Source organism: Sinomonas gamaensis (assembly GCF_005876955.1).
In the GTDB taxonomy this organism is placed as follows: Bacteria; Actinomycetota; Actinomycetes; order Actinomycetales; family Micrococcaceae; genus Sinomonas; species Sinomonas gamaensis.
Map to the genome: position 1 here is coordinate 265,068 of NZ_SSCL01000002.1, position 17,301 is coordinate 282,368.

The window sequence follows — 17,301 nt, forward strand, 5'->3', positions numbered from 1 at the left end:
CTAGGGCTTGCGCCCCGCGATGAAGATCCGCCGGAACGGGAAGACTGTTCCGTAGTCACGCGCGGGATAGGCGTCCAGGAGGAGCTGGTTGTACTGTTCCTCGAACTGTGCGCCTTCGTCCTCCGAGAGCGCATCGAGCACGGGGCGCAGCGCGGTGCCCCGCACCCAGTTGAGCACGGGGTCCTCGCCAGTGATGACCTGCAGATAGGTGGTCTCCCAGACGTCCGCCTCCCACCCTCCTGCGCGCATGAGCTCGAGGTATTCGGCTGGTTCCGCCACCACGTCGGTGTGGCGCAACACGCCCCGGAGGCGCCTCTCCCATTGGGAGGACTCCGCGAGCTCGCGGAGGAGGGAGTGGGACGGAGCGTTGAAGTTGCCCGGCATCTGGACCGCGAGCCAAGCACCAGGGGCCAGCTGTTCGAGCCAACGCCCGATGATCGCCTCGTGGCCCGGCACCCACTGCAGCGCGGCGTTCGAGACGACGACGTCGACGTCGTCCTCGGGTTCCCATGCGACGATGTCGCCGAGGCGGAAACTGAGACCGGGGCGACCGGCAACCACCCGTTCGGCGGCTTCGATCATCGAGGGCGAACTGTCGATCCCCTCGACAATCGCATCCGGCCAGCGGTCGGACAGGGCGGCCGTCAGCGTGCCCGGACCGCACCCGAGATCCACCACATGGGCGGGGGCCTCGGCACCGATGCGCGACGTGAGATCGAAGAACGGCCGACCCCGATGGTCGCCGAAGCGCACGTAGAGGGCTGGATCCCAGGTGGGCGAAGCACTCATGGGTTCCACGCTAGTGCGGATAGGCTGAACTCGCCATGAGACTCGACCAGCTCCTCCCTGACGCGCCCGAAAACGACGCCGTCGACCTGTCGGACCAGTTGCCCGACTTCGTGTACTCCGCGTTCGTCGGGTGGGCCGAGGGGCGCGGCCTGGCGCTGTACCCGGCCCAGGATGAAGCGGTCATGGAGCTCGTGCAGGGGAATAACGTGATCCTCGCCACGCCCACCGGGTCGGGAAAGTCGCTCGTGGCGATCGCCGCCCACTTCTACGGTCTCGCCCTCGGCCAGCGCAGCTACTACACCGCCCCCATCAAGGCCCTCGTCTCGGAGAAGTTCTTCGCCCTCTGCGAGATCTTCGGCGCCGAGAACGTCGGCATGGTGACCGGAGACTCCTCGGTCAACGGGCAGGCACCCATCATCTGCTGCACAGCGGAGATCCTCGCGAACCACGCTCTCCGAGAGGGCGCCGCCGCCGATCTGGGCCCCGTTGTGATGGACGAGTTCCATTTCTACTCCGACCCCCAGCGCGGCTGGGCGTGGCAGGTGCCACTGCTCGAGCTGCCCCAGGCGCAGTTCCTCCTCATGAGCGCCACCTTGGGCGACGTGAGCCGCTTCGAGCGCGAGCTCACCGAACGCACCGGGCGGACGACGACGACGGTCGCCGGCGCCGAGCGGCCCATCCCGCTGCACTACTACTACGAGGAAAAGCCGGTCCACGAGACGCTCGAGGAGCTCCTCGCCACGAAGCAGTCGCCCGTGTATGTGGTCCACTTCAGCCAGCTCGAGGCGATCGAACGCGCACAGCAGCTCATGAGCGTCAACATGTGCACTCGCGAGGAGAAGGACCGGATCTCCGAGCTCATCGCACGGTTCCGCTTCGCGGCGGGGTTCGGCAAGACGCTGAACCGGCTGGTGCGGCACGGCATCGGGGTCCACCACGCGGGGATGCTGCCGAAGTATCGGCGCCTCGTCGAGCAACTCGCCCAGGCAGGACTGCTCAAGGTGATCTGCGGGACGGACACCCTCGGAGTGGGGATCAACGTCCCCATCCGCACGGTGCTGCTCACCGCCCTCAGCAAGTACGACGGCCAGCGCACTCGCCACCTCAACGCGCGGGAATTCCACCAGATCGCCGGCCGCGCCGGGCGGGCTGGCTTCGACACGGCGGGCACCGTCGTCGTCCAGGCGCCGGAGCACGTCGTCGAGAACAACCGCGCGATGGAGAAGGCACGCGCGAAGTTCGGCGACGACGCGCGCAAGCTGCGGCAGGTCGTGAAGAAGAAGCCGCCCGAGGGCTTCGTCTCGTGGGGCCGCCCGACCTTCGAACGGCTCGTCGAGGCGGCGCCGGAGCCGCTCAGCTCGAGCTTCACCGTGACGCACGCGATGCTGCTCAACCTCGTGGCCCGCCCTGGGAATCCCGTCGCCGCCGCGCGGCGGCTCCTCGAGGAGAATCATGAGCCCCGCACCGTCCAGCTGCGGCTCATGCGAAGGGCCCTCGGGATCCTCCGCGAGCTCCTCGCGGCCGGGGTGGTCGAGCGGATCCCGGAGGAGGAGCGGAGTGCCGACGACCGGGAGACGGGAAGGACCCTCCGCCTCACCGTCGATCTGCAGGAGAACTTCGCCCTCAACCAGCCCCTCTCCCCCTTCGCCCTCGCCGCCCTCGACCTCCTCGGCCCGGAGTCGCCGTCGTACGCCCTCGATGTCGTCTCCGTGATCGAGGCGACCCTCGAGAAGCCGCGGCAGATCCTGTCGGCGCAGCTCAAGCGCGCCCGCGCCGATGCCGTCGCCGCGATGAAGGCAGACGGCCTCGAGTACACCGAGCGCATGGCGATCTTGGACACCGTCACCTACCCTGAACCGCTCAAGGAACTGCTCGAGGCGGCGTTCGAGGAGTATCGGAAGCACGCGCCGTGGGTCGGGGACTTCGAACTCGCGCCGAAGTCCATCGTGCGGGACATGTACGAACGGGCCATGGACTTCGGCGAGTTCGTCCAGTTCTACTCCCTCGCGCGGAGCGAGGGCATCGTGCTGCGCTACCTGACCGACGCGTACAAGGCCCTGAGCCAGACCGTGCCTCAGGACGCCCTGCGCGAGGATCTCGAGGACCTCATCGCGTGGCTCGGGGAGCTTGTGCGTCAGGTCGATTCGAGTCTCCTCGACGAGTGGGAGGAGCTGACGAGCGGACACGAGCTGCATCCGCATGACGCGCCGCCTCCGCCGCCCCCTGCCCTCACCTCGAACCGGCGGGCCTTCCGCGTGATGGTGCGGAACGAGCTCTTCCGCCGCGTGGAGCTGTTCGCGGACGAGGACTCGGACGCGCTCGCAGCGCTCGACCAGGAATCGGGCTTCGGGGTCGACGCGTGGGAAGACGCCCTCGACGCGTACTTCGACGAACACGAGGACATCGGCACCGGCCCCGCAGCGCGCGGACCCCAGCTCCTCATCATCGACGAGCAGCCTCGCGTATGGCACGTGCGGCAGATCTTCGACGATCCAGCGGGCAACCACGACTGGGGCTTTTCTGCCGACGTCGACCTCGCCGCGAGCGATGAAGCGGGCTCCGCCGTCATCAGCGTGACCCAGATCGGCCGGCTGGACGGATAAGTTGGGAGGATGAGTCTTCCCGTGGTGTCCACCCGACTGCGCCCCGCCCAGCCCCACGACGTGCCCGCGATCCTGGAGCTGATCCATGACCTCGCCGAGTACGAGCGCGAGCCGGATGCCGTCAAGAACACGGTGCCGGTGCTGACCGAACAGCTCTTCGGCGAGCACCCCGCGATCTTCGCGCACGTCGTCGAGGAGGAGGGGACAGTGATGGGCTTCGCCCTGTGGTTCCTCAACTACTCGACGTGGGAGGGCACCCACGGGATCTACCTCGAGGACCTCTACGTCCGGCCGGAAGCCCGTGGCCATGGCTACGGGAAGGCGCTGCTCCAGGAGTTGGCCCGCATCGCCGTCGACCGTGGGTACGCGCGGGTGGAGTGGAGCGTCCTCAAGTGGAACGAGCCCTCGATCGGGTTCTATCGGAGCCTCGGGGCGAAACCGATGGAGGAATGGGACACCTTCCGGCTCACCGGCCCCGCGCTCGTCGCCTTCGGGGCCGCAGAGTGACGCGTTCCCGCCCTCCGCACCGGATCCTCGGCCAGTACTCGTTCCGCGGCATCCGCACGGTCGAGCACGTGTTCCGCGTCCCTCTGGACCACGGCAGGCCCGACGGCGAGCAGATCGAGATCTTCGCGCGGGAATACTCGTCAGCGGCCCACCCGGTCGACGCCGCCGCGCGCCTCCCGTGGCTCGTGTTCCTCCAGGGTGGTCCCGGTGGGCGCGGAAACCGGGTCACCTCGCTGACGGGCTGGATGAAGGAGGCCGCGAAGGACTTCCGGATCCTCATGCTCGACCAGCGGGGCACCGGGCTCTCCACACCCGCCGATCGGACAACCCTCCCCCTGCGCGGTGATGCTGCCGATCAGGCCGCCTACCTCGCGCACTTCCGCGCCGACTCGATCGTGCTCGACTGCGAGACGATCAGAAGGGCGCTGGGCTCCGGTCCGTGGACCGTCTACGGGCAGAGCTTCGGCGGCTTCTGCACCTTGACCTACCTCTCCATCGCGCCGCACGGAATCCGCGAAGCCCTCATCACCGGCGGGCTCGCGCCCCTCGACGGCCCGGCCGAACGCGTGTATCGGGCGACCTACGCCCGCCTCGCTGCCAGGAATGCCGAATACTTCGCGTGGTACCCCGCTGATCGCCAGCGCATTGCAGACATCGCCGACCATCTCCGGACGCGAGGCGAACGCCTTCCCGACGGGAGCAGGCTCACTCCCGAGCGCTTCCAGCTCGTGGGGAACTTCCTCGGCGGGAACACCGGGGTCGACTCGCTGCACTATCTGCTCGAGGACGCCTTCACCCGAGGAGTCGACGGGATCCGGCTCTCGGACCCGTTCCTCCACCAGGTGCACGGCACCGTGACCCGTGGCCCCAACCCGCTGTACGCGGTCCTGCACGAGGCGATCTACGCGCAGGGCGAATCCACGGACTGGGCGGCATGGCGCGTGCTCAAGGAATACCCTGCGTTCAAGCCTGATTCGGCCGAACCACTCCTCCTCGGCGAGATGGTGTGCCCATGGCTCTTCGAGCAGGATCCGGCTCTCGCACCGCTCGCCGAGACGGCCGCAATCCTCGCCGAGAAGGCGGACTGGGGTTCGCTCTACGACCCTGCCCGCCTCGCGGTGAACGACGTCCCCGTCGCCGCGGCCGTGTACCGGGATGACATCTACGTGGACCGGGAGCTCTCACTCGAGACAGCGGGGCGGATCCGCAACCTCAGGGTGTGGGAAACCGCGGACTTCCACCACGATGGGATTTCCGACGACGGCGAAGGCATCTTTGCGCGGCTCCTCGCCATGGCGCGGGAAGGCTAGGGGGCGATAGGTACTAGACCGGCGCCGCTCCCAGGGAATCCCAGTCCGACGCGACGCCGTAGAAGACGTCGAGGAGGAGGTTGCCGTCGAATCCCGGCATGCGCCCGGAAGCCGTGTACTGCCAGGCTCTGAATCCCGCCGCCCAGCTGGTCGGGATCTTGGGACCGGCCGTGTCGGGACTGTGGCCCTCGATCGGCTGCTTGCCCAGCGGGTATGCAGCCATCCAGAGCGGGAATTCCTGCTCCACCCGGGACCAGTCGCGGGTATTGACGGTGTCCTGATTCATGTAGATGAGCGGGATCGCGCCTGTTCCAACCCGCACCCGGGTGAGCCAGTCCAATGCCCAACTCGGGTCGGCCGGATTGCTCGGTTCCCAGTCGAGCGCTACGAGATCTCCCGGCCGCAGAAGCGTGCGGGTTGCCTCGAGGAAGGTCTGTGCCTCGGCATGCACCGTGTTCTCGGGCGTGTCCGCCCTTGCGAGGTGGTAGAAGCCGATCCTCCTGCCGCCAGCGCGTGCCCCCGCGAGATGGTCAAGGAGGCTCGGGTCGCGGAAATCCACACCTTCCGTGGCCTTTATCAGTGCGAAGTCGGCTGGGATCGAGGAAAGGTCTGCCCCGGCCTGGTGCTGCGAGACGTCGATGCCCGCGAGGATCGGCTCGCTGGTGTGCTCGGGCACGCTCCTCGCTGGCGTCAGGTCCGGCAGTCCGTCAACATTCGCTGGGTCGAAGAAGAGCACCGAGGCGAAGCCGACCGAGTCGGCGAACCACAGAGGCGACGCATTGCCGCCGCCGACATCCACAGTGTCGCCGCGCACGTACCCGTTCCAGGCCTCGCGGGACCCAGCGGGGATGACCCGGACAACGGGGGCGTTGGTCCGCGGGTCGGACCGCTGATTGACCTCGGAGGTCCCGGCAATGCGCTCATTCGGGGCGAGCTCCGCTACGGGTGGCGGCGGAGCTGGATCGAAGAACGGGCGGAGCCAGCCGGTCACCGGTCCGGTTCCCGCGTTCGTGTAGCCGAGCCTCGCACGAAACATGGGCACCTGCAGGAACCCGTCCTGCTGGATGACATCCACGCCGTTCACATCTGCGTCGACACACACCGCAATGTGGCCGAACGGGTTGAGCCCGCCGTCTCCTGTCCCCGCCCACACCACGATGTCCCCGGGCAAGGGGATCTGGGACGGGTCGGAGGGGTCATTGAGGATCTGGATGAGGAAATCAGGCGAGAACGTGAACAGCATGTCCTTCGCGTTGCCGGCGCCGGGCCACACCTGCTGCCACACCGTGTTGGCGAAGATGTGCTGGACGTAGTTCTTCGGAACGTCGACGCACTGGAACCCGCCGACGAAGTCGCGGTTCACTGCCTGACCGGGCGCGTTCTGCATCCACGCAATTTGGAATTCGGTCAGCATGGCGGCCCCCTTCGGCCTCGATCCCCCGCGTTTCGCGGCAACCATCGGGATTGTCCCGTGTTCGCGCCCGGACGAGAAGGAGTGAAAGAGCCCAGTTCCTTGCTCCCCGCCCCTACGCGATCGCGGGACGGGGACGCACGAACGCGATAGAGGCCAGGACAGCCGCGCTCAGGGCGGCCGTAACGGCTGCAAGGCCGCCGTAGCCGATACCGGCCATGACCAATCCAGCCGTCCCACCGCCGAAAGCGCCTGCAAAGCCCATGGCGGTATCGGAAACGCCTTGCGCGAGGACACGCCCATGTCCATGGACGGATTCTGCAAGAAGGGCGGAGCCCGCAATGGTCGACCCAGACCAGCCCAGTCCGAGGAGCACGAGACCGACCGTGACGAACCCCGGATCGGCCTGCCCGACCCCTGCCACCGCGACCCCGCCGATGAGCAGGACCTGTCCGAGGGCGAGGACCCGTCGCCGCCCCCATCGGTCGGCTAGCCAGCCCATGAGCGGTGAGAGAGCGTACATGCCGGCGATATGGAGGGAGATCGTGAAGCCGATGATCGCGAACGAGTCTGTGCTCAGGTGGTCCCGGTGCAACCCGGCGTGGGCCGAGGCAACCTCCGAGAGGTGCAGCGGTGTCATCGCCATGACCGAGACCATGACCGCATGCGCTACGACCACGCCGACAACGGCGAGGAGGGCCGACGGGGACGACTGGATCGCGCGGACGCCGTCCCTCAAGGAGCCGGAGACGGCGGCCACCGCGTGCGGCAGGTCACCGTCGTCCGCTCCTGCGAGCCGCCGCGCTTCCAGCAGCGGATCCGGCCGCAGGCCGATCGCCAGGAGCACCGCAGCGACTCCCATGCCCGCAACCGAGATGACGAACGGGCCGGCTGCGCCAGGCAGCCCGAGAGCCGCCCCGAGGGCTGCGCCCGGGTGGATGAGGTTGGGGCCCGCCACCGCGCCGACCGTGACCGACCAGACGACAAGGGAGAGATCCCGTCCCCGATGGGCGTCTTGAGCGAGGTCGACCGCGGCGAAGCGGGACTGCAGGTTCACCGCCGTCCCGACGCCGAGCAGAGCTGCGCCCGCGAGCAGGACGGCGAGGGAGGACCACACAGTGGACAGGACGACCAGGCCAGACCCGGTCATGGCCGACAGAAGGCCTGCGACGAGGGCCGTGCGGCGTCCCCGCCGCGCTGCGACGCCGCTGAGCGGGAGAGCGGCAAGCGCTGCGCTCAGCGTCAGCACCGTCGTGACCGATCCCGCCCAGGCATCCGAACCGCCGAACTGAACCGCGAGGAGCGAACCGATGGCGAGCGTCGCCCCGCTGCCGAGGCCGCTGAGCAGCTGGGCTGCCGCGAGGACGCGGACGACGCGCCGCTGGGCGCAGACCCGATATCCCTCTAGCGCTCCCTCCGCCAGCTCAGGCATGCCCCGCTGCCTGCATCTGCCGCAGCTCCTTCTTGAGGTCGGCCACTTCGTCCCGCAGACGGGCAGCAAGTTCGAACTGGAGTTCAGCCGCCGCCCCGTGCATCTGCTCAGTCAGCTGCGCGATGAGCTCGACAAGGTCCTCCGCAGGAGCTGCCGCGATGCCATCGCGGCGAAGCTCCGCCTCGGCCCGCTCCGAGGCGGCAGTAGCGCCCTTGTGCCGCTTGCCGCCCTTCGCAAGCCGGTTGGCCTCGAGGAGCGCCTTGGTGTCCTGGTCCTCGCGGGCAAGCTGGTCCGTGATGTCCGCGATGCGCTTCCGGAGGGGCTGGGGGTCGATCCCCCGCTCGCGGTTGTAGGCCGTCTGGATCTCGCGGCGCCGATTCGTCTCGTCGATCGCCTGGGCCATCGAGTCTGTGATCTTGTCCGCGTACATGTGCACCTGACCCGAGACGTTGCGGGCGGCGCGGCCAATGGTCTGAATGAGCGAGGTCGAAGAGCGCAGGAAGCCTTCCTTGTCCGCGTCGAGGATCGCCACGAGCGACACCTCGGGCAGGTCCAAGCCCTCGCGCAGGAGGTTGATGCCCACGAGGACGTCGAAAACGCCAAGGCGCAGCTCGCTCAGGAGCTCCACCCGGCGCAGCGTGTCCACGTCCGAGTGCAGGTACTGGACCTTCACCCCATGGCCCATCAGGTAGTCCGTGAGATCTTCCGCCATCCGCTTCGTGAGGGTCGTGACGAGGACTCGCTCGTCCCGCTCCACCCGCTCGCGGATCTCCCCCAGGAGGTCGTCGATCTGGCCCTTCGTCGGCTTGACGACGATCTCCGGGTCCACGAGTCCCGTGGGCCGGATGATCTGCTGCACCACGCCATCCGACTTGCTGAGCTCGTACTTGCCCGGCGTCGCGGAGAGATAGATGGTCTGCCCGATCCGCTCGAGGAACTCGTCCCACTTCAGGGGGCGGTTGTCCATAGCCGACGGCAGGCGGAAGCCGTGCTCGACCAGGGTCCGCTTGCGCGACATGTCCCCCTCGTACATGGAGCCGATCTGGGGCACGGTCACGTGGGACTCATCGATGACGAGGAGGAAATCGTCCGGGAAGTAGTCGAGCAGGCAGTGCGGCGCTGTGCCCGGCCCGCGCCCGTCGATATGCCGCGAATAGTTCTCGATCCCGTTGCAGAAGCCCATCTGCTGCATCATCTCGAGGTCGTACGTGGTGCGCATGCGCAGGCGCTGGGCCTCGACGAGCTTGTTCTGGGCCTCGAGGCTCTTCAGGCGCTCCGCGAGTTCGTCCTCGATGGCCGTGATGGCCCGGCTCATGCGCTCCGGCCCGGCCACGTAGTGGGACGCCGGGAAGACGTACATCTCGGTCTCCTCGCGGAGGACCTCGCCCGTCACGGGATGAAGCGTGTGAATGCTCTCGACCTCGTCGCCGAAGAACTCGATGCGCAGCGCGAGCTCCTCGTACATGGGGATGATCTCCACCGTGTCGCCGCGGACCCGGAAGGTGCCGCGGTGGAAGTCGATGTCATTGCGCACGTACTGCATCGCCACGAACCGGCGCAGGAGCGCGTCCCGATCAAGCTCCATGCCGCGCCGCAGCGTGACCATGCCCGCCACGTACTCCTCGGGCGTGCCGAGGCCGTAGATGCAGGATACGGTCGCCACGACGATGACGTCGCGGCGCGTGAGCAGCGCATTCGTCGCCGAGTGCCGCAAGCGCTCGACCTCCTCGTTGACCGAGGAGTCCTTCTCGATATACGTGTCCGTCTGGGGAACGTACGCCTCAGGCTGGTAGTAGTCGTAGTACGAGACGAAGTACTCGACCGCGTTGTTCGGCAGGAGCTCCCTGAACTCGTTGGCCAGCTGCGCGGCGAGCGTCTTGTTCTGCACCAGCACGAGCGTGGGCCGTTGCAGCTTCTCGATGACCCAAGCGGTGGTTGCGCTCTTGCCCGTTCCGGTCGCGCCGAGGAGGACCACGTCCTTCTCGCCGTTCTGGATCCGCTCGGCGATCTCGGCGATGGCCTGCGGCTGGTCACCTGCCGGCTCGTACTCGCTGACCACCTCGAAGGGCGCGACGACACGTTTGATTTCCGGCGCAAGGCTCATGCATCAAATCTACGCCGGACAGAGGACAGGGCATGTCCGCATTCGCCGCAGGCTGACTGCCCGGCTAGCTTTCGGCGATCCTCTCGGTGCCCGCGGCCGCAGGAACCAGCACATCCTGCCACAGCCGGTCGACGGCGGCGCGCAGCTCGTCGAGGCTCCCGCTGTTCTCGATGACGTGGTCCGCGGCGGCGAGCCTTTCTTCGCGCGTCGCCTGCGCGGCCATCCGTGCGGCCGCTTCCTCGCGCGTCATCCCATTGCGCTCTGCCAGACGACGGATGCGCAGGTCGTCCGGTGCGTCCACCACGACGACGACGTCAAAGCTGCCCGCCTGCCCCGTCTCCACGAGCAGGGGGATGTCCTGGACCACCACGGCGTCGTCGGAGGCGGCCGCCATCAGCTCGGCGGCCCTCGCCCGCACGCGCGGGTGAACGATGGCGTTGAGCTGGCCGCGTCGCTCGGGGTCCGCGAAGACCTTGGCACCGAGTGCCGCCCTGTCGAGCGCGCCGTCGTCCTGCAGGACGCCCGGGCCGAACTCCCGGACCACCTCGGCGAGGCCTTCGCTCCCCGGCTCGACGGCCTCCCGCGCGAGGAGGTCGGCGTCGATCAGGACCGCGCCGAGCTCCGCGAGCCGCCGCGACACCTCCGACTTCCCGGACGCAATGCCGCCCGTCAGGCCCACTCTCAGCACCCCCCTAGCCTAGCCCCTACACTTGGGGCGGTGACCGACACCTCAAGCCATGCCCTCCGCTACAGCACCATCGACGGCGAGCATCGGCACGAGCTCGAGATCAAGCGATCGAGGTTCATCGCCGTCCTGTGCCGCGCGGAGACGGAGGAGGAGGCCCGCGCCCTCGTCGCCGACCTGCGGCGAGAGTTTCACGATGCCCGGCACCACTGCAGCGCCTTTGTGCTGGGCCCGGACCGGATGATCCAGCGCAGCAGCGACGACGGAGAGCCCTCGGGGACAGCCGGCGTGCCGATGCTCGAGGCGCTCCTCAAAGGCGCGGCGGTCGACGGCGTTCCCGACCTGAGCGACACCGCGGCCGTAGTCGTGCGGTACTTCGGCGGGATCCTTCTCGGTGCCGGCGGCTTGGTGCGCGCGTACTCCGAGGCCATCTCGACGGCGCTCGCGACCGCGCGGCTGGTGAGGCGCCAGCGCTTGCGCCTCCTGCGGGTGGACACACCTCACGCCGCGGCAGGCAGACTGGAGAATGACCTCCGCGCGGCGGGCATCGCCGTTCTGGGGAGCGACTACGGACCGAGCGCCGCGAGTCTTCGCGTCGCTGTGGAGGACGACCAGGCATCTCGGAGCGCCTTCGCCGAGCGCCTCGCGAGCCTCACCGGCGGAGGGCCCGCCGCCGTCGACCTCGGCACGGCTTGGGTCGACCTCCACTAGCTTGCGCCGTCACGTCCGCAGGGTGCACGCCCTGCGGACGTGACGGCGCAACGGGGAGGGAAACGCAAAGGGCGGGCCCTGCTGTCGCAGAACCCGCCCTTCGTGCGGTACTAGCCCGAGCGGCTGGAATCAGCCGCGCCGGATCAGTTGCCGGTCAGCTTCTCGCGAAGAGCGGCGAGAGCCTCGTCCGAGGCGAGCGTGCCGCTCTCGGCGGCCGGAGCCTCGGAGGAGTAGCTGGTCGGGACGGACTCGCGGCCGGACGCCGCAGCGGCGTCGTCGGCGAGGTGCTGAGCGACCTGCTTCTTGTGCGCCTCCCAGCGGGCCTGGGCGTCGGCGTACTGCTGCTCCCACGCGGCGCGCTGCGCCTCGTAGCCCTCGAGCCACTCGTTCGAGATCGGGTCGAAGCCCTCGGGGTACTTGTAGTTGCCCTCTTCGTCGTACTCGGCGGCCATGCCGTAGAGCGCCGGGTCGAACTCGGTCGAGTCCGGGTCCACGCCCTCGTTGGCCTGCTTGAGCGACAGCGAGATGCGGCGACGCTCGAGGTCGATGTCGATGACCTTGACGAAGATCTCGTCGCCGACCGAGACAACCTGCTCGGCGAGGTCGACGTGACGCTCGGCGAGCTCGGAGATGTGCACGAGGCCCTCGATGCCGTCCTCGACGCGGACGAATGCACCGAACGGAACAAGCTTGGTGACCTTGCCGGGCACAACCTGGCCGAGCGCGTGGGTGCGCGCGAAGGTCTGCCACGGATCCTCCTGCGTCGCCTTGAGCGACAGGGAGACGCGCTCGCGCTCGAGGTCCACCTCGAGGACCTCGACCGTGACCTCCTGGCCGACCTCGACGACCTCGGACGGGTGGTCGATGTGCTTCCAGGAGAGCTCGGAAACGTGGACGAGGCCGTCGACGCCGCCGAGGTCCACGAACGCACCGAAGTTGACGATCGAGGAGACGACGCCCGTGCGGACCTGGCCCTTCTCGAGCTTGTTGAGGAACGTCGAACGGACCTCGGACTGGGTCTGCTCGAGCCATGCACGGCGGGACAGCACCACGTTGTTGCGGTTCTTGTCCAGCTCGATGATCTTCGCCTCGAGCTTCTGGCCGATGTACGGGGCCAGATCGCGGACGCGGCGCATCTCGACGAGCGACGCCGGGAGGAAGCCACGGAGACCGATGTCGAGGATCAGGCCGCCCTTGACCACCTCGATGACGGTACCGGTAACGACGCCGTCCTCTTCCTTGATCTTCTCGATGTCGCCCCACGCACGCTCGTACTGCGCGCGCTTCTTCGACAGGATCAGGCGGCCTTCCTTGTCCTCCTTCGTGAGGACGAGGGCCTCCACCTGGTCGCCGACCGCCACGACCTCACCGGGGTCGACGTCGTGCTTGATGGAAAGCTCACGGGAGGGAATGACACCCTCGGTCTTGTACCCGATGTCGAGGAGAACCTCGTCACGGTCGACCTTGACGACAGTGCCCTCGACGAGGTCGCCGTCGTTGAAGTACTTGATAGTGGCATCGACGGCGGCGAGGAAGTCATCGGCAGAGCCAATGTCGTTGATCGCGACCTGCGGGGTGCCGGACTTCTCGGTGGAGGTGATGGTCATGTAGTAGGGGCTCCGATGTTGGATCGTTAGTCGGTCAGGCAGCCAAACCCCACGCGGCAAGGCATGGGCCAGACATCCTGAAAATTGGATTGGAACAGCTGCGCAGTACGCGCCCGTCCAGTTTAGTCTGGCGCGACAAGGCGGGTCAAAGTGAGCGGCAGCGCAGAAGCAGGGTCAGAAATGGGTCAGGCAGTGCGCTGGGCGCTCGACCGCGAATATCCGCTCCGCGGCCAGCGCAGCGCCGGGACTGATCTCCGTCAAGCGTCCAGCCTCCCTGAGCGTCGTGGCCCGCACTCCACCCACGTACAGCGACCCCAGCTCCGCCACGTCGAGGAGCAGGTCGGGCTGCTCGCCGTCGGCCCTCGAGACGGTCGCCGCGCCGTCAGCGACCTTGAAGCGGAAGCGGCCGCCGGCGAGGCCGAGGCCGTCGGTGACCTCCAGCACGAGGGTGCCGTCAGCTCCGTACCGGCGCGCCTCCAGAGCAGCACGAACGTCGAGGACTCTCAGCCAGAGCATGTCCTGGGCTGCTTCCGCCCGAAGAGCTCTCCCGTCCTCGAGCGCCCAGGCGAGGGGGTCGTCTGCCGGCGCCTCGTGCCAGACGACGCGGCGCACGAGGTCGAGCGATCCGAGGAAGTCCCAGAGCGCGAGGTACGCTTCCGGCGTCGCGGCCACGAGATCGCGGATCTCCATCGCATGCGGCTCGTGCTCCCACCCCAGGAACGCGTACGTCACGTACCCGTCGGGCTCCCCGTCTGGACCGTAGTGCAGAGCAGCGCGGTGGGTGGCGTCGTCGCCTGCGGTTTCCCGGTCCCACTGCCCTGCAGCGGCGAGGCGGTAGCGCTCCTGGCGGTCGACCGAACCCGGCGTCGCCCGGTGCGCTCGTTCGAAGATCGTCGGGGCAAGCTCGAGCAGCGCCGACGGATCCGCCACCTCGACGTTTCCGTCGGAGGCGGCCGCGAGCCGGAAACGCGGCCCCGTGGTGACGGTGATGCGGCGCTCCGCGGTGGCCACACCGAATCCGAACCGGCGGTAGATGGATGCCTCGGATGCGGTGAGCGCAGCGACGGGTACGCCGTCGGCCTTTGCGCGCGCGAGGTCCTCCGTCATGAGCCGACGCAGGAGTCCCCTGCGGCGATGGCTCGTCCGGACGGTCACCGCGGTGACGAGGTGCGCGGGCACGAGCACCCCGTAGCCTGCGTTGAGGGTCTTGCGGAACGTCGCGAACGTGGCCACAGGCACTTCGGCGGCCGGCGCGCCCATAGGAACGGGACCGAGCTGATAGGCGCCGGTCAGCTCGCGGCCGTCCTCCACGAAGGAAGCCGCCATCTTTGCCACCGCGTCCTCGGAGCGCCGCTTGTCATAGAACCCGGCCCCCACGGCCCTGATCCAGTCGCGGGTCCGCTCATAGCCTGCTTCGCCCCGCAGGGCAGGCTCGAACCTCCGGAGCTCGTAGTCGCCGGAGCGGTCCATCAGTGCCCCGCCTCATTCCACGTCCTCCCGAGGCCCACTTGCACATCGAGCGGCACCAAGAGCTTGGCCGCGGATCCCATCTGCTCGACGACCACGGCGCGCGCTGCCTCTTCCTCACCCGGGGCTACCTCGACGACCAGTTCATCGTGGATCTGCAGCAGGAGACGCGAGCGCAGGCCGCGCGCTTCGAGCTCGTGCTCAACCCCCAGCATGGCCAGCTTGATGATGTCCGCGGCCGAGCCCTGGATGGGCGAGTTGAGGGCAACACGCTCCGCGAGCTCGCGACGGGCGCGATCGGTGCTGTTGAGATCGGGAAGGTACCGGCGCCGGCCGAAGATGGTCGAGGTGTAGCCGTCCTTGCGCGCCTGCTCGACGACGCCGCGCAGGTAGTCGCGCACTCCACCGAAGCGGTCGAAGTAGTCCTTCATGAGCGTGCGCGCCTCGTCGACCGAGATCTCAAGCTGCTTCGAGAGGCCGAAGGACGTCAGGCCGTAGGCGAGGCCGTAGGACATCGCCTTGACCTTGGACCGCATCTCCGAGGTGACCTCGGCCGGCGGGACGTGGAAGATCCGAGAGCCCACGAAGCGGTGCAGATCCTCGCCTTCGCGGTACGCCTGGATGAGCCCGGCGTCGTTGGACAGGTGCGCCATGATGCGCATCTCGATCTGGGAGTAGTCGGCGGAGAGGAGTGACTCGTACCCCTCGCCGACCACGAACACGTCGCGGACCCGGCGGCCCTCCTCGGAGCGGATGGGGATGTTCTGGAGGTTCGGGTTGTTCGACGAGAGGCGCCCGGTCGCTGCGATGTTCTGGGCGTAGGTCGTGTGGATCCGGGAGTCGGAGGTGACGGACTTCTTGAGCGTCTCCACCATCTGCCGCAGCTTGCTGGACTCGCGGTGGGCCATGAGCCCCTCGAGGAACGGGTGGCCCGTCTTGTCGAGGAGGTCCTTGAGCGAAGCCGCGTCGGTCGTGTAGCCGGTCTTGATCTTCTTCGTCTTCGGGAGCCCGAGCTCCTCGAAGAGCACCGTCTGCAGCTGCTTCGGCGAGCCGAGGTTCACCTCGTGCCCGATCGCCGCGTAGGCCTTGGCCGCGGCCTCGTCGCTCGCCCGCCCGAGGTCATCCATGAGCGCGTCGATCTCCGGGGTCGACACCGCGATGCCTGCCCACTCCATGTCGAGCAGCACGCGCGCGAGCGGAAGTTCCATGTCGCGGAGCAGCCCCGCCGCGCCGACCTCCCCGAGGCGAGGCGCGAAGTCCGCGCTCAGGGCGCGCACGACGGCGGCCTCCCGCACGAGCGCTCGGGCCGCCTCGTCGTCGTCCTCGAGGGAGAGCGCGAGCTGACCCGCCGCAGGGGCGGGGCCGAGTTGGACGTCGAGGTGGTGCTGGGCGAGGTCGGAGAGGGCGTAGCTGCGTCGATCCGGCTCGATGAGATAGCCGGAGATGGAGACGTCGTCCACGACCCCCTCGAGCTCGACGCCGAGGGCACGCAGGGCCTTCGCGGATTCCTTGTACTCGTGCAGGGCCTTGGGCACGTCCCCGTTGGCGAGCCAGGCGGCGAGGGCCTCCGGGAACACGCCGTCAAGCGGGACGAAGACAGCCTGATGGTGCGCAACGATGGCGACGGCGACCGCCTCCTGCCGCTCCCCCGCCTGCTCCGAGCGGACCGCGACGGCGAGGGGGACGCCGTCGGCCGCCTCAGTGAGGCGGCCCAGCGCGGCGGCGAGCTCGTCCGGGCTTGGCGTGACATGCTCGGGGACCTCGAAGACTTCAGCGCTGGAGGCCTCAGGCGCCGTCTGGAAGATCTCGTAGACGCGCGTCCTCAGCGTCTTGAACTCGAGTTCGTCGAAGAGCGCCTCGATCGCCGCGGGCTCCGGCTGCGGATCCGCGAGGTCGTCGAGGGTCACGGGGAGGTCGAGGTCGGTGAGGAGCCTGTTCAGCCGCCGGTTCCGCGCGACCGACTCGAGGTTGTCCCGCAGGCTCTCCCCCGCCTTCCCCTTGATCTCGCCAGCGTGGGCGAGGACGCCCTCGAGGCCGTCGTACTGCAGGATCCATTTCGCCGCCGTCTTGGGGCCCACGCCCGGGACGCCCGGGAGGTTGTCCGCCGATTCCCCGACGAGCGCCGCGAGATCGGGGTACAGGGCCGGCGGGACGAGGTACTTCTGCTCGATCGCCGCGGCGTCCATGCGCGGGATGTCGCTCACGCCCTTGCGCGGGTACAGGACCGCCACACGATCGTTGACCAGCTGGAAAGTGTCCCGGTCGCCGGACACCAGGAGGACTTCCATCCCCGCGGCGGCGCCCTGAGTCGCGAGCGTCGCGAGGATGTCGTCCGCCTCGTGGCCGGGCAGTTCGATCGTGCGGATCCCGAGCGTCTGCATGACCCGCTTGATGAGGTTGATCTGACCGCGGAACTCGTTGGGGGTCTCGTTGCGCCCCGCCTTGTACTCGCTGTACTCGGCGCGCCGGTGCGTTGTCTCGTCGCTGACGTCGAAGGCGACCGCGACGTGGGTGGGCTTCTGGTCCCGCACGAGGTTGATGAGCATCGACGTGAAGCCGTGGACAGCGTTGGTGTACTGCCCCTCGGCGTTGCGGAAACTCTCGGCAGGGAGGGCAAAGAATGCCCGGAACGCCATCGAATGCCCGTCGAGCACGAGGAGGCGTTGGCCTCCCGG

The 17,301-nt window shown here is 68.3% G+C and carries 12 protein-coding genes; 4 read left to right on the forward strand and 8 right to left on the reverse strand.

Translation table 11 applies throughout. From position 1 onward, the window contains the following. Positions 1-789 carry a trans-aconitate 2-methyltransferase gene (locus E5679_RS03740; RefSeq protein WP_138413739.1) on the reverse strand — a complete coding sequence of 263 codons (789 nt, stop codon included), beginning with the start codon at positions 787-789 and terminating at the stop codon, positions 1-3. A gap of 35 nt (positions 790-824) precedes the next feature. Here E5679_RS03740 and E5679_RS03745 point away from each other — a divergent pair, with 35 nt between their 5' ends. Genes E5679_RS03745 through E5679_RS03755 form a run of 3 tightly spaced genes read left to right on the forward strand, consistent with a single transcriptional unit; the run spans position 825 to position 5,209 of the window. Then, the gene (locus tag E5679_RS03745) at positions 825-3,392 is read left to right on the forward strand and encodes a DEAD/DEAH box helicase (RefSeq protein WP_138413740.1); all 2,568 of its coding nucleotides are present in this window, start codon (positions 825-827) and stop codon (positions 3,390-3,392) included. Positions 3,393-3,401: 9 nt separating this feature from the next. After that, positions 3,402-3,899 carry a GNAT family N-acetyltransferase gene (locus tag E5679_RS03750; protein WP_138413741.1) on the forward strand — a complete coding sequence of 166 codons (498 nt, stop codon included), beginning with the start codon at positions 3,402-3,404 and terminating at the stop codon, positions 3,897-3,899. Further along, positions 3,896-5,209, forward strand: coding sequence for an alpha/beta fold hydrolase (locus E5679_RS03755; RefSeq protein ID WP_249335934.1), 1,314 nt, complete (start codon positions 3,896-3,898; stop codon positions 5,207-5,209). Before E5679_RS03750 ends, E5679_RS03755 begins: the two co-directional genes overlap by 4 nt. A gap of 13 nt (positions 5,210-5,222) precedes the next feature. On the opposite strand, the gene E5679_RS03760 is transcribed toward E5679_RS03755, so the two are convergent. The 4 genes from E5679_RS03760 to coaE all read right to left on the reverse strand — a co-directional run bounded on the left by E5679_RS03760 (position 5,223) and on the right by coaE (position 10,844). Continuing rightward, positions 5,223-6,623 carry a GH25 family lysozyme gene (locus tag E5679_RS03760; RefSeq protein WP_171042236.1) on the reverse strand — a complete coding sequence of 467 codons (1,401 nt, stop codon included), beginning with the start codon at positions 6,621-6,623 and terminating at the stop codon, positions 5,223-5,225. Between the two features lie 112 nt (positions 6,624-6,735). Further along, entirely contained in the window at positions 6,736-8,052 is a 1,317-nt protein-coding gene (locus E5679_RS03765; protein WP_138413744.1) for an MFS transporter, read from the reverse strand. Then, positions 8,045-10,156 (reverse strand): excinuclease ABC subunit UvrB, encoded by a 2,112-nt coding sequence (gene uvrB, locus E5679_RS03770; protein ID WP_138413745.1) that lies wholly within the window; start codon positions 10,154-10,156, stop codon positions 8,045-8,047. Before uvrB ends, E5679_RS03765 begins: the two co-directional genes overlap by 8 nt. Positions 10,157-10,220: 64 nt before the next feature. Continuing rightward, a complete protein-coding gene (gene coaE, locus E5679_RS03775) occupies positions 10,221-10,844 on the reverse strand; it encodes a dephospho-CoA kinase (protein WP_138413746.1) in 624 nt (207 codons plus the stop codon). A gap of 30 nt (positions 10,845-10,874) precedes the next feature. Here coaE and E5679_RS03780 point away from each other — a divergent pair, with 30 nt between their 5' ends. Beyond that, entirely contained in the window at positions 10,875-11,552 is a 678-nt protein-coding gene (locus E5679_RS03780; RefSeq protein ID WP_138413747.1) for an IMPACT family protein, read from the forward strand. 143 nt (positions 11,553-11,695) lie between these two features. Here E5679_RS03780 and rpsA read toward each other — a convergent pair whose 3' ends face one another. The 3 genes from rpsA to polA all read right to left on the reverse strand — a co-directional run bounded on the left by rpsA (position 11,696) and on the right by polA (position 17,262). Then, the gene (gene rpsA / locus E5679_RS03785; protein ID WP_138413748.1) at positions 11,696-13,159 is read right to left on the reverse strand and encodes a 30S ribosomal protein S1; all 1,464 of its coding nucleotides are present in this window, start codon (positions 13,157-13,159) and stop codon (positions 11,696-11,698) included. 174 nt (positions 13,160-13,333) lie between these two features. Further along, on the reverse strand, positions 13,334-14,629 hold the full coding sequence (locus tag E5679_RS03790) for a GNAT family N-acetyltransferase (RefSeq protein ID WP_138413749.1): 1,296 nt from the start codon (positions 14,627-14,629) through the stop codon (positions 13,334-13,336). Continuing rightward, entirely contained in the window at positions 14,629-17,262 is a 2,634-nt protein-coding gene (polA, locus tag E5679_RS03795; RefSeq protein WP_249335955.1) for a DNA polymerase I, read from the reverse strand. The genes E5679_RS03790 and polA overlap by 1 nt, the downstream gene beginning before the upstream one ends. Positions 17,263-17,301: the final 39 nt, after the last annotated feature.

Bases quoted from the DNA above. Each gene is read 5' to 3' on its own strand.
- E5679_RS03740 (WP_138413739.1), bottom strand. From the start codon at position 789: ATGAGTGCTTCGCCCACCTGGGATCCAGCCCTCTACGTGCGCTTCGGC.
- E5679_RS03745 (WP_138413740.1), top strand. From the start codon at position 825: ATGAGACTCGACCAGCTCCTCCCTGACGCGCCCGAAAACGACGCCGTC.
- E5679_RS03750 (WP_138413741.1), top strand. From the start codon at position 3,402: ATGAGTCTTCCCGTGGTGTCCACCCGACTGCGCCCCGCCCAGCCCCAC.
- E5679_RS03760 (WP_171042236.1), bottom strand. From the start codon at position 6,623: ATGCTGACCGAATTCCAAATTGCGTGGATGCAGAACGCGCCCGGTCAG.
- E5679_RS03765 (WP_138413744.1), bottom strand. From the start codon at position 8,052: ATGCCTGAGCTGGCGGAGGGAGCGCTAGAGGGATATCGGGTCTGCGCC.
- uvrB (WP_138413745.1), bottom strand. From the start codon at position 10,156: ATGAGCCTTGCGCCGGAAATCAAACGTGTCGTCGCGCCCTTCGAGGTG.
- rpsA (WP_138413748.1), bottom strand. From the start codon at position 13,159: ATGACCATCACCTCCACCGAGAAGTCCGGCACCCCGCAGGTCGCGATC.
- E5679_RS03790 (WP_138413749.1), bottom strand. From the start codon at position 14,629: ATGGACCGCTCCGGCGACTACGAGCTCCGGAGGTTCGAGCCTGCCCTG.
- polA (WP_249335955.1), bottom strand. From the start codon at position 17,262: ATGGCGTTCCGGGCATTCTTTGCCCTCCCTGCCGAGAGTTTCCGCAAC.